Source organism: Mycobacterium sp. 050128 (assembly GCF_036409155.1).
Taxonomy (GTDB): Bacteria; Actinomycetota; Actinomycetes; order Mycobacteriales; family Mycobacteriaceae; genus Mycobacterium.
The window spans coordinates 1-12606 of sequence record NZ_JAZGLW010000016.1 but is presented as its reverse complement, the minus strand read 5'-3'; the positions used below and the strand labels follow the sequence as shown (position 1 = coordinate 12606).

The 12606-nt window shown below is 63.5% G+C and carries 10 protein-coding genes and 1 pseudogene; 8 read left to right on the top strand and 3 right to left on the bottom strand.

Annotated elements, in window-relative coordinates; genetic code table 11:
* On the bottom strand, positions 1-848 hold an 848-nt coding region (locus SKC41_RS31175; protein WP_330981507.1), incomplete at its 3' end, for a toll/interleukin-1 receptor domain-containing protein.
* Positions 849-900: 52 nt separating this feature from the next.
* Between SKC41_RS31175 and SKC41_RS31170 the strand changes: the two are divergent.
* From SKC41_RS31170 to SKC41_RS31160, 3 genes and pseudogenes are all read left to right on the top strand, one after another.
* Positions 901-1185, top strand: a pseudogene (locus tag SKC41_RS31170) (tyrosine-type recombinase/integrase); the annotation flags it as partial.
* Between the two features lie 356 nt (positions 1186-1541).
* The gene (locus tag SKC41_RS31165) at positions 1542-2453 is read left to right on the top strand and encodes a DNA-processing protein DprA (RefSeq protein ID WP_330981506.1); all 912 of its coding nucleotides are present in this window, start codon (positions 1542-1544) and stop codon (positions 2451-2453) included.
* Positions 2450-3286: a phosphoribosyltransferase gene (locus SKC41_RS31160; RefSeq protein ID WP_330981505.1), complete on the top strand. Its 837-nt coding sequence runs from the start codon at positions 2450-2452 to the stop codon at positions 3284-3286. The genes SKC41_RS31165 and SKC41_RS31160 overlap by 4 nt, the downstream gene beginning before the upstream one ends.
* Positions 3287-3328: 42 nt before the next feature.
* On the opposite strand, the gene SKC41_RS31155 is transcribed toward SKC41_RS31160, so the two are convergent.
* Positions 3329-3661, bottom strand: a complete 333-nt coding sequence (locus tag SKC41_RS31155; protein WP_330981504.1) for a hypothetical protein — start codon at positions 3659-3661, stop codon at positions 3329-3331.
* On the opposite strand from SKC41_RS31155, the gene SKC41_RS31150 reads away from it, so the two are divergent.
* Positions 3645-3965, top strand: coding sequence for a hypothetical protein (locus tag SKC41_RS31150; RefSeq protein ID WP_330981503.1), 321 nt, complete (start codon positions 3645-3647; stop codon positions 3963-3965). The two genes, SKC41_RS31155 and SKC41_RS31150, sit on opposite strands and share 17 nt — an antisense overlap.
* A gap of 130 nt (positions 3966-4095) precedes the next feature.
* Here SKC41_RS31150 and SKC41_RS31145 read toward each other — a convergent pair whose 3' ends face one another.
* The gene (locus SKC41_RS31145; RefSeq protein WP_330981502.1) at positions 4096-4695 is read right to left on the bottom strand and encodes a TetR/AcrR family transcriptional regulator; all 600 of its coding nucleotides are present in this window, start codon (positions 4693-4695) and stop codon (positions 4096-4098) included.
* A gap of 71 nt (positions 4696-4766) precedes the next feature.
* On the opposite strand from SKC41_RS31145, the gene SKC41_RS31140 reads away from it, so the two are divergent.
* From SKC41_RS31140 to SKC41_RS31125, 4 genes are all read left to right on the top strand, one after another.
* Positions 4767-6182, top strand: a complete 1416-nt coding sequence (locus SKC41_RS31140) for an ABC1 kinase family protein (RefSeq protein WP_330981501.1) — start codon at positions 4767-4769, stop codon at positions 6180-6182.
* 88 nt (positions 6183-6270) lie between these two features.
* Positions 6271-7686, top strand: coding sequence for an ABC1 kinase family protein (locus tag SKC41_RS31135; RefSeq protein ID WP_330981500.1), 1416 nt, complete (start codon positions 6271-6273; stop codon positions 7684-7686).
* An 88-nt stretch (positions 7687-7774) separates the two neighbouring features.
* Entirely contained in the window at positions 7775-9190 is a 1416-nt protein-coding gene (locus tag SKC41_RS31130; protein WP_330981499.1) for an ABC1 kinase family protein, read from the top strand.
* Complete coding sequence (locus SKC41_RS31125) at positions 9177-10373, top strand: cytochrome P450 (RefSeq protein WP_330981498.1); 1197 nt, start codon at positions 9177-9179, stop codon at positions 10371-10373. The genes SKC41_RS31130 and SKC41_RS31125 overlap by 14 nt, the downstream gene beginning before the upstream one ends.
* Positions 10374-12606: the final 2233 nt, after the last annotated feature.

Here is a 12606-nt window from a genome sequence, read left to right as displayed (position 1 = left end):
CTAGCCGGCTTTCCTGCCTCGGCGACAAGGGATTGTAGTCCAGTTGTCCAGGGTCTCAAGGCTTGTCTATCTTCCGCCCACCGTGCCGCCACTTGCAGCGACCAACAGAATGGCTCAATCAATCGCCAATAGTCTTGGGCGGCACTCACCGCGGCGATGACGTCGTCGTCGGCGGTTCCACCGCGCGTCGGTGATGTCGGAAAACGCTCAAGGTTGCGCATCGCATCCAGCACTCGAGCCGGCTCTTGCGCAACTATCCCGTCGAGAGCAATGACCTTCGATTGATCACGAATCATTTCTTCGGTGTGCCGTCGCAGCATCTCCGGACGCTCAGAGTCGTCAGCCTCGGCCACCGCCGCCTTGACGGTTGCTGAATTCAACCCTGGCGCTCCCATCACCGCCTTGATAGCGCCTGTCAGCTCTATTACGTTTTCGACGTACTCGTCGCCGAAGAGGTCGGCCCGCTGAATACTGTCCAGTCTCATTGTGGATGTCAGCGGCATATCCGGAATCTGGCAATCGTCAAATCGTATGGGTATCAGCCATACACGGCCAGGCGGCCGTCGACGAAACTCTTCAACGGCCAGGTTGAGCTCCTCATACTGATATGAGGTCTCGCGCTCCGACAGGTTCGAGGAGAAGCACGCAAGAAACACCATCGAATCCGATCGAATGGCATCGCGGATGACAGTCCGCCAGTCGACACCGGGACCGAGTTTGGTTTTGTCGACCCACACCGGAATACCAGCAGCTTTCAGCGCCCTCACCATCTTGTCGACATGCTCTTTGTCTTCGTGTACGTACGAGACGAAGGCGTGCTTTTCTTGCTCGTTCGATCGACCCGTCACTCGTTCCCTCCAGCTATCTGATCCCAACGGATCTTGACGCTACAGCCGCAGGACCCAGAAGGCTGGCATCGAAAGCGAACGACCGTCCGGCGCCTTGGTACATGGCTTGCGGCATACCTTCGCCACCGAACTCGCCAACGCTAATGTCAGCGTCTACACACTGATGAAGCTTCTCGGCCACGAGTCCATGGTTACTTCGCAGCGCTACGTCGATGGCGCTGGCGCAGACACGCGTTCCGGCGGGGAGGTAAACCCTCTCTACGACCTACTCCCCCGCGCTGAGCGGAACCTTCGTCCATCTAACACACTGCGCCACACCGACTTTCATGCCAGATAATCTACGTTATGTCAGGTAGGTTCTGCACATCTTCCTACCCATTGTGTCGCAACCCGATTCGATATCCTGGAGCAGGCCGATAATCCACCCGGCCGGTACGTTTGCACTTTTACGTGCCCTACATCGCGGCATTCAAAAGCACTGAACATGTAACGATGCGACATGCGACGGTGACTGGCGCACCCTGTTCATCCAGCCGGCCCGGTCGGTCTCCGATCTAGAAGTTTCTGCACCGCCGCGTATGTCGGTCCCCGGCTCTAGGCTGTGGGTTATCCGCGGAGTGTCGAGTAGCGGCACCCGCGCGGCGGACTAGCCTTCGCAATACACGCTGAGATGGAGACGGAGGTGCAGGACTCGTGGCTTACTCAGCCGCTGCGACCGTCGTAGCGCTGCTGCGCGACATGCCGAAGACGATGACGATGGCCAACCTCGGCGAAGCCCTGCTCGACATCGGCTCCGCTGATCAGGCGTGGGACGAACACGTCGGCGCGACGCTGCTGGCCGTGCCGGGAACCGAGCCGGACCGCGACGCCGCCGCCCGGGACATCGAGCAATGGGACGCCCGCGGCTGGCGAACACTCACGGTCCTCGACCGCGAGTACCCCGACCGGGTTCGCGCTGCACGGCGGCCACCCGCGCTCCTGATGGCAGCGGGAACGCTGGCTGATGATGACTACTCCGTGGCGATTGTCGGCTCCCGGAAGGCGTCGACCGGCGGGCTCGACTTCGCCGTGGGTGTGGCTCAGGGTCTCGTCGAACACGACGTCACCGTGGTGTCCGGCCTCGCTGAGGGCATCGATACCGCAGCGATGACCGCCGCTGTCGAGCTGGGAGGTCGGGTCGTCGGTGTCATCGGTACCGGCATCGACCGCGCGTACCCGGCGCCGAACGCCCAGTTGCAGGCCACCATCGCCGAACGGGGCTTGGTGCTCACTCAGTTCCTCCCTGGTTTCCCCGGGTCGAAGTGGGCGTTCCCCGCACGCAACCGGACCATGAGCGCCTACGTACAGGTGACGGTGATCGCCGAAGCCACCGAGCAGTCCGGAACCAAGCACCAGGCATTGGAAGCCGTAGCCCACGGTCGGCGGCTCGTGTTACGCCGCAGCGTAGCTGAGGGCACGACGTGGGGACGGACGCTCTCCGACCGCCCCGATGTGTTCGTGGTGAGCACGGCCGGCGAAGCGATCTCGCAGCTGGAGCACATCGCCGCCGCGGAGCAATCGGTGCGCACCCACCTCGCCCCGTTGGCGGCGGGCACCGCCTGGTGACCGACCAGCAGTCGGACGACGATCTGCGCAACGAGATCATCATTGCGACCAGCAAGGTCGCGTACTTCCACAACATCGCCGGCCCGGGTCCCGGAATCTGCGATGTCTGCCGCGGACCCGCTCCCGAATCGGGGATCTGTTCCACGTGCCTGACTACCCGGGGAACCCTCCTCGGCGCGACCTGTGACCACACGTTCTTCCTCGCCTACGCCGACGGTTACAACCCCGCTGGCCGGACCCAGAGCGTGCAGACGATGCGCAACTATAAGGCGGATCCGGCTCCCGAACGCAGCGTCGACGACGTGCAGCTGCTCACGTTCACCACCACCTGGATCCACGACCCCTGCATGCGCGCCGCCGAGGGCGCCGAGTGGGACGTCGCGACATTCGTACCGTCCCGCACATCCCGTACCGGTCCGCACCCGGTCACCGGCATTGCCCGGAACGTGGCGCGGCTCGCCAACGACGACCCGGCCAGCGGCGGGAAGTACCAGATCAAGCGCGTGCTCATGGAGTGCGGCCCTGTGAACGTCTCCCGCGTCGCCAACGCTGCTCGCTTCGCCGTCCCCGACGCGGCGCGGCCCCTGATCGAGGGGAAGCGGGTGCTGCTCGTCGACGACACCTGGACGACAGGGACCTCGTTGCAGTCGGCTGCCGCCGCGCTCAGGGCCGCGGGCGCCGCGGCCGTCACCGGACTGTGTGTCGCGCGGTGGCTGAGCTGGAACTGGGCACCGGAAGCCTCCCTACTCGAGAAGGTCACCGTCGAGGCGTTCGATCCGTTCTCCTGCATCGCGGGCACGCACAAGTGCAGACTCATCCCACATCGGCCGTGAGCTGCTACCGGTCCGGGTCGTGTTCGGCCCGTAACGCATGACCTACGACTTTCGTTCAGCCGTTTCCACCAGCATCTGCACCCGGCCGCGTAGGTCGAACTGATCACACTCGGTGCGGCCGTGCCCAGTGATTGCATACGGCCGCGCTTCAACGCCGGCGAACCCGTTGCTGTCGAGAACCTCGAGTACGGCGGCGGCCGCGAACATCTTGCTCACTGTCGCTCCCGGAGCCAGCTGTATCGGCATCGTCACCAGGTCCCCCAGCACGTCACGGAACATCAAGACCTGCTTCCGGTCATCCAGGCGGGAGAGCTGGAACGCCATCTGGCTGATCTCGGTGGCGAGGCGCCCCGCGTTGGTGATCTCGATCGACACGAAAGGCTCAGCAGCGGCGAAACCCGACTTCGAGGTGACCCGGACCCGTGGCCCGCTGCGGCGCATCGACCACCGCCGTGGATCCGCGAACAAGTACTCCTGGATGCCGTCCTTCGATCGGTCGGTGGCCTACGAGAACGAACGCTGGTGGGAAGAGCCTGGGTACTGCTCTGTGCGCGAACCGTGGTTCGTGCAAGTCATGGAGGACAGTGTCGGGGTCGCCCATTTTCAGCTGGTGTGTGCGGATGCGCTCGAGGCAATAAAGCACTTCGCCGCCTGGCGTGAAGACGCCTTGCATTCGTGACTGAGCAATAGCGTTGTCCGAGTCACTGCATCGGCGCCTCGGCCGGTGGCACAGCTAAGGAATCCGGCCGAATGTGATGCTTCTCCCCCGCTGGGGCTGACGCGGCGAGGTATGTGGGCGTCATTGGCGCTTATTTGAGTGCTTCGATGCGGGTTGCGAGGAGTGCTGTCCATTCGGTGAGGTAGCGGTCGTCGGGTACGCGCGGATTGCGATGGTGGAAGAGGCTGGTTGCAAAGCGTGCCCCGAGGATGCCGTTGACGCCGAGCGCAGCCAGGACGGCGCAATCCTGGGCCGCCAGGTTTGGCGCCCAGGCGGTGATCCAGTCGGCGAGTTCGGCGTTGAGCCCGTCGATGAGTGCCGCATAGGCGGTGTCCAGTTGGGCCGAGTGGCCTGCTGGCGTGCGGGCGGCGATCTGGAGTAGTTGGATCTCCTGGTCGATGACGGTGAGCAGGTAGCGGCCGAGCGAGGTTAGTTCGGCGTGCAGGTCTCCGAGGCCGGCGAACAGTGTGCGGATGTCACGCATGGCGTCGCGGCGGTCGAGCTGCCGGGCGATTCCCGCATCGAGAAGTGCGTCTTTGGATTTGAAATGGCGATACAGGGCGCCTGCGCCCGTGGCCAAGCCTGCCGCAGCTTCGATCTGCGACACGCTGGTTGCCTCAAATCCTTTGGCGCTGAACAGCCGCATCGCTTCAGTGACTAGCCGTTCGCGGGTGGACACGGGTGCAGTCATTGACGTCTCCAAAGTGATCACTTACATTTTGTAAGAGCGTACCGTACGCGTCCGCATCGCAGGAGGACCACATGGCGCACAACGACCATCCGGTGCCGCAGGGGCGTATACGGCGCACCATGCCGCTGGCTGGGTTCGCCGCGCGTGCTGCGGGGGGCCGCTTGGTTGCCGGTTTGCGTCAGCGCACCGGCGAGGAGGGCGCGGTCGAGCAGTTTCACGAGCGCACCGCCGAGCGCTATACCGAACTGCTCGGCCATTCCAAGGGCGTACTGATGAAAGCCGGGCAAATCTTGTCAATGGTCGATGCCCGCGCACTGGGCAGCGGCGGTTTCTGGCCGTACCAGAAAGCACTAGCTCGGCTGCAGGCCGACGCACCGCCCATGCACCCGGCACTCGTGCAGAAGGTTCTACACGAGGAATTAGGTTCTGCCGTCAAGCTGTTCGTTGAGTTCGATGACGATCCGATAGCCGCCGCGTCGGTCGGTCAGGTACACCGGGCGGTGCTTTGCGACGGGCGCGATGTGGCCGTCAAGATTCAGTATCCCGGTGTGGCCCAGGCGATCCGCGACGATCTGGCCAATACCGAGCTGCTGGCGACGTTCATGCGGTTTGTCAACGCGACGTCGGCTGTCAAGGTTGATGTTCAGGCGGTGGCGCGTGAAGCGGCGGCGCGGATCTTGGAGGAGATCGACCACCGGCACGAAGCCGCCATGATCGCCGCATTCGGTGAGCTCTACCGGGGCCATCCGTTTATCCGCGTCCCCGACGTCGTTCCCGAAACCTCCGCGGATCGAATACTGACGATGACTTATCTCGACGGAATGGATTGGGCCGCAGCGCAACAGGCCGATCAAGACCTCAAAAACACCTGGGCCGAGGCCATTCTGCGCTTCAGCCACAGCAACTTCCGGCACGCCAACCTGCTGCACGTCGACCCGCACCCCGGCAACTACTGTTTCAACACCGACGGCACCGTCGGATTCGTCGACTTCGGCTGCGTGAAGGTCCTGTCCGAGGCGATGCGCTGGCTCATCGTCGCCATGCAGCGCGCCCTCATCGAGGGCCGCAAACACGACTACCGCACCCTGATGGCGCAGGCCGGTTTCCTCGCCCCCGACTCCGACCTGAGCGCTGACGAGCTTTACCAGTGGCAGTCGCAGATGTACTACGAGGTCATCGCGGCACCCCAGCCCGCCACCTACACGGCCGAGACCACCGCCCGCACCGTTCGCGGCATATTCGGCCTCCGCGATGCCGACCATCCAATCAACCGCATGAACGCGCCCGACGACTACGTGTTCGTCCCCCGCCTGCATCTCGCCGTCTTCAGCGTGTGCGCCGACCTGGGTGCCACCATGCCCGTCCGGGCCATCTACGAGGACATGGACGGGGTCACCGAACCCAACACCGAGCTGGGCAAGCTGCACCACGCCTGGGTACGCGAGCGCGGCCTCCCCGCGGCACTGGACCACCATGACCACCCCTGACGCTAACCAGAAGGTGTCCTTGGCTCTTGGCTCCTACCAGCCATCAACGAGCCCCTCATCACAAAGCGACGGTCGGAGTAGAAACACCATGCACCCCAACGACACTCCCGTGCCACGCGGGCGGATCCGCCGCACCATGCCGCTGGCAGCCTTTACCGTCCGCGCTGCCGGCGGCCGACTCGTGGCCGGACTTCGGGAAAAAACCGGCAATGACGACGCGGTTGAGCGGTTTCATGAGCGCACCGCCGGGCGCTACACCGAACTACTGGGTCACTGCAAGGGTGTCCTGATGAAAGCTGGCCAGATCTTGTCGATGGTGGATGCCCGCGCGCTGGGCACCGGCGGATACTTGCCGTATCAGAAAGCCTTGGCTCGGCTCCAAGCTGACGCCCCACCGATGCACCCGACGCTCGTTCATAAAGTCCTCGACGAGGAACTGGGTTCTGCTGTCCAGCATTTCGCCGAGTTCTCCGATGAGCCGTTAGCCGCGGCATCGGTCGGCCAGGTGCACCGCGCGGTGCTGTCCGACCGCCGCGACGTTGTCGTCAAAATCCAGTATCCCGGCGTGGCTCGGGCGATCCGAGACGATCTGGCCAACACCGAGCTGGTTGCCACGTTTATGAGGTTCGCGACCGCGGCCGCAGGGATGAACGTCGATGTCCGGGCCCTTGCGCGGGAAGCGTCAGCGCGGATTGCAGAGGAGGTCGACTACCGCCACGAAGCCGCGACCATCACCGCCTTCAGCGAGCTCTATCGCGGCCACCCATTTATCCGCATCCCTGAGGTCATTCCGCAAGCGTCCAGTGAGCGGGTGCTGACGATGACCTATCTCGACGGGATGGACTACGCGGCTGCGCAACGCGCCGACCAGGATCTGAAAAACACCTGGGCCGAAGCGATCACGCGTTTCATCAACGGCAACTACCGACATGCCAACCTCGTGCACGCTGACCCCCATCCGGGGAACTACCGATTCAAGGCCGACGGCACCGTCGGCTTCCTGGATTTCGGCTGCACCCAAAACTTTCCCGAGAAGCAGCGGTGGCTCTGGGTGGCAGCGCAGCGCGCTTCTATCGAGGGCCGCAAGGATGACTTCCGCGACCTCATGATTCAGCTGGGGATGCTCTCCGCGGACACACCGCTGAGCGCCGATGATCTGCAGCAATGGATTACAGACACGGCGCCCGAAGGTTCGAACACGCTTGAGCCGGTAACCTTTACACCCGATGCCACGGCCCGCACGATCCGCGGGATGTTCGACATTCGCGATTCCAGCCATCCGGTGGCCCACTTCACTTCGCCGCCATGGTTGGTCTTCGTCAATCGGGTCCAACTCGCCTGGTGCAGTGTGGCCGCGGGCTTGCAGGCGACGCTGTCGACTCGAGCCATCATGGATGACCTCGACGGTGTCGCCGAACCGGTTACTGAGCTGGGCAAGCTGCACCACGCCTGGGTCCGCGAGCGCGGCCTCCCCGGAGCATTGGACCACCATGACCACCCCTGACATTAACCAGAAGGTGTCCTTGGCTCTTCGGTGCTACCAACCATCAACGAGCCGCCCCTCACAAAACGACAGTCGGAGTTGAAACACAATGCAGCCCAACGACGCTCCCGTACCACGCGGGCGGATCCGCCGCACCATGCCGCTGGCGGCCTTTACCGCCCGCGCTGCCGGCGGCCGACTGGTGGCCGGACTTCGCGAAAAGGCCGGCAATGACGGCGCCGTCGAGCGGTTCCACGCGCGCACCGCCGAGCGTTACACCGAACTGCTCGGCCACTCCAAGGGCGTGTTGATGAAAGCCGGCCAGATCATGTCGATGGTCGACACCCGCGCCTTGGGCACGGGCGGGTTCTGGCCCTACCAGAAAGCCATGAACCGGCTGCAGGCTGACGCTCCCCCGATGCACCCCGCGCTGGTCCGCGAAGTCCTTGATGCCGAACTCGGTCGCGCGGTCGCCCAGTTCGCCCAGTTCGCCGAGGAACCGATGGCCGCCGCATCGATCGGCCAGGTGCACCGCGCCGTCCTGCATGACGGTCGCGAGGTTGCCGTCAAAATTCAATACCCCGGTGTCGGGCAAGCGATCCGCGACGATCTGGCCAACACCGAGCTGCTGGCGACGCTGCTGCGTTTCATGATGTCCGCGTCAGGCCTCGGGGTTGATGTTCGGACGGTGGCGCGTGAAGCAGCGGCGCGAATCTCCGAGGAGATCGACTATCGCCACGAAGCCGCCATGATCACCACATTCGCTGACCTCTACCGGGGCCACCCGTTCATCCGTATCCCCGACGTCATTCCTGAAGCGTCCACGGATCGGGTACTCACCATGATCTATCTCGACGGAATGGACTGGGCCGCAGCACAACAGGCCGACCAAGACCTCAAAAACACCTGGGCCGAAGCCATCGTGCGGTTCAGCCACGGCAACTTCCGGCACGCTAACCTGCTGCACCCCGACCCTCACCCCGGCAACTACCGCTTCAACAGCGACGGCACCGTCGGTTTCGTCGACTTCGGCTGCGTGAAGGTGCTGCCCGAACTCCAACGCTGGCTCTGGGTCGCCATGACCCGCGCCATGGTCGAGGGCCGCAAGTACGACTATCGCGACCTGGCTGTGCAGGCCGGCTTCCTCGACGCCGACTCCGACCTGACCGCCGACGAGCTCCTGCAGTGGCACTCGGAGATCAACTACGAGATCGCCTCAGCACCACAGCCCGCCACCTACACGCCCGAGACCATCGCGCGCACCGTTCGCGGCTTATTCGACCTGCGCGACCCCGGCCATCCGGTCAACCGCATGTACGCGCCCGAGGACTACGTGTTCATCCCCCGTATTCAGCTCGCCGTCTTCAGCGTGTGCGCCGACCTGCTCGCCACCATGCCGATCCGGGCCATCTTCGACGACATGGACGGGACCGCCGAACCGGTCACCGAACTTGGTAAAGCGCACCATGCTTGGGTCCGCGAGCGTGGTCTACCCGGAGCATTGGACCACCATGACCACCCCTGACACCCAAACCACCGCACGCCTACCGTGGGATCCCGCCGACCCCTACCCGTTCTACGAAGCTTGCCGCCGCCAAGGCGAAGTGGTCTGGAACGACACCGCCGCAGCCTGGCTGATCCTCGGCTACCACCCCGCCCGCCGGATCCTGGCCGGGCCGGGCTGGACAAGCAGCCCGTTGGCAAACCCCAACAGCCCGGCCGCCTTACAGGCGACGAATCCAGATATGTTGCGCCGCAACATCCTATTCACTGATGGCGCTGACCATACGCGGCTGCGCGATTCTGTTCGAGACGTCTTCACACGATCCTTCATAAACAATCTCCGCGAAGGCATCGACGCGATCGCGGGCGAAACCGTCGACTATCTCGCCACCGGAGTCGAGTTCGACTTCATGACGGAAATCGCTCTGCCGCTACCGATTGCGGTCGCCGCGGCCTGGTTGGGTCTCGACATCGACTCGGCCCGGTTGCTTCGTGCGGAGTCGCCCGCGATCAGCCGAATGCTCAGCGGCATCAGCGGCGGGGCCGCCATCGACGACGGAATGGCAGCGGTAGCCACACTGCTGACCGACTTTCTTCCCCTGGCCGCCGACCGCCGCCGCCATCCCGGCGAAGACCTGCTCAGCTTCATCGCCGCCGACACCGACCTCGAACTCGACGACGTCGTCACCACCGCCATCATCATCGCCATCGCCGGCCACGAAACAACCGCAAACCTCCTGGGCACAGCAATGGTTCGACTCCTGACACCCCAGCGTGACGGCATCCCGGCCATCGAGACCATCGACGCGGTCAACGATCAATTGATCACCGAGCTGCTACGCCTCGACGGCCCCGCACAAGCCGTAATGCGCACCGCCACACGCGACCACGCGTTCGGCGACATCACCGTCCACATGGGCGAACCCGCGCTCGTCATACTGGCCGCCGCCAACCGCGACCCCGCCGTCTACAACGAACCCGACCAACTCCACACCGATCGCGCTGGACCCGCGCCACTCACCTTCGGCCACGGCGCGCACTACTGCCTCGGAGCAGCGCTCGCCCGCCTCGAAACCGCCATAGCCTTACAGCAAGTCGTGGCACGCCGTCCTACCCTCCGCGGCAACCCGACATGGCGAGACAACCCCGCCATCCGCGGACCCCAAACGCTCCCCTGCGTCTTCGACAGCCCATGCCATGGGTGAATTCAAAACTCGCTCGCCGATCAGGATAATGACGTAGCTCGCCGCAGCGCCAAGGCGTTCGGCGCCTCTCCCTGTTGGGGAATCGACGCACCCGCGAGCGCGTTTCAACTGCGTCGCCCAACGGGAGCAACAAGCCTGGACCTAGCTCGTTCGGTCGTGGTCGATGAATTCGACCGAACGTGATATCACCGATATCCAGTGTAGCGCTCCTCCGCCATGTCAACCGAAGGCCGTCCCGCTCGTTATCATGCTGTGCGCCACCGTATTTAGTGGTTGTTCGCTCTATGTGAAGCTGACGTTTATCGCATCGAACCTGGCGGTCAACGGATCGCGCGCGGGCTCTCAATCGAACTGGCGGCCGCTTCCGCGCGTTGGTGCGCGCCATGGCCGCGGCCAACGTTGAGCGTCCCCCGTCGATAGGGGCTGAACTGCGCCGGATGGCCTGCGTCGGGCAGCCACGTGTAGAAGGCGTGGAGAGCTGGGCTGTCCGAAGGACACGCGTGATCGCTGTTCTTGAACTTCCTCTTCAAACTCGGATTCCTTGCTGATGATTCGCCTTCCGCGTCGGAGTTGATTAATCAGATCGACCTGCGGGGCAGAGGGTACGCCCCAGCTCCCTCCTCATGCCATGGTCACCTTCCACGCGCAATTATCCAGATCGTTTTCCAGATATATTGCAAGATAACAATATTCGCGATCGGTTGGTCCGAAACAGTTGAGCTACAACGCAACCCACTCCCCCAAATCAGACCGGCAGGCCGCGGTGTCTGTTGTTGTTATCGGTGCTCGGCGCGGGAGTTGATCACGATCAGCGCAGCCACGCCCAGAGCGCCGGTGAGCAGGGCAGGGGCGTCTTGTAGCTCGTCGGATTTGGACACCAGCCAGGTGGCATCGGCCGTGTCATGCGCAGGAGAGCAGCGACCATCGCCGGCCAGTAACCCGGGGTTTGCGGTGTGATGGCCGTCCCCGGGGAGACCGCAGGGACGGCCATCACTTATTCAGACGTGGCCCGCGTCGATTAGATTCCGCTCAGAAGTGCCCACCCAATTCCTCGACCAACTGGGCGTCAGTGGGTCGTTGTACCGGTCAGAAGGGTGGGACAATGCGCCTCGCATGACGCTGGTCTGGCAGTCGGACATCCTTGATGTCGTTCCAGCGCAGCATCTCAACCAGGGCGGCATCCGCAGCAGCGATTTCGTGATTGAAAGCGCTTGACACCCAATAGTTCTGATCGTCGAAGGTAAGCCTACGTGAGCATCCAAAGTACACGTTGCGGCCTTCCCGTAGCCGCACGCGGGTAGGCTGGCGTCTGAGCGGAGATAGATCGAGGACCAGAATTGCGCGATCGGTAACGACAATTGAATGCCACAGCGGAAGCCGAGCGGCTCTCGCTTCGCGAAGTCCAAAGCAGGACTGCGCCCGAAAAACCGCGTGCAGTTCCTCCCCCGGCACCAGGAACGGGGCTGCCTGCCTCACTAATCTGGCTCGAAGCTTCATTGGTCCCATAGCTTAGGTTCGGACAATACCGTGAGCAGCAACCATTTAGTACCTGGCCGGGCGCTGTAGCTAGGGCTCGATTCCATACCCTTTGGCCCGGCTGCCTTGGCGCTTAGCAGCCTGCTGTCTCAGCGCGACCTGGGATTGAGTCGCCTCGACGGCCCCGCACACGCGGTTGCGTACCGCCACCCACGACCACGTGTTCGGCGACGTGACTATCCACGCCCGCGAACCTGCCCTTGTCGTACTTGCCGTGGCCAACCGCGACGAGGCCGTCTTCAATCAGCCCGACCAACTCCGCCACAGAACGGACCGAGCCCGCGCCGCTCTCGTTCGGCCACGGCACTCACCACTGCCTCGGTGCAGCATTGTGCCGCCTCGAAATCGCATTAGCGCTCCAACACAAGTTCACTCTGCGGGAACCCAACCTGGCGAGACAACCCAGCGATCCGCGGACTCCAGACACTGCGCTGCACCTCTGCGGAGCTCAATAAGACGAAATAGACCCTGTGGCGCTGCGGTCAGCTTTCCTGGACGGTCCACAAAGTCGGCAGGTCAGCAAGTGCGGCTTTCCACGTAAGCGGAGAAGGGATTCGAATCCGACCACTTGACCTCTAGTGGGATATCCCCCGAATTTAACGTTGCTGCAATGTCTTTCAATTGAGCGCGACGGAGGCCGAAAACCGCCTCAGCCCTGCTCGCCAACATCGAACGCACCGGGCACGACCCTGCAAGC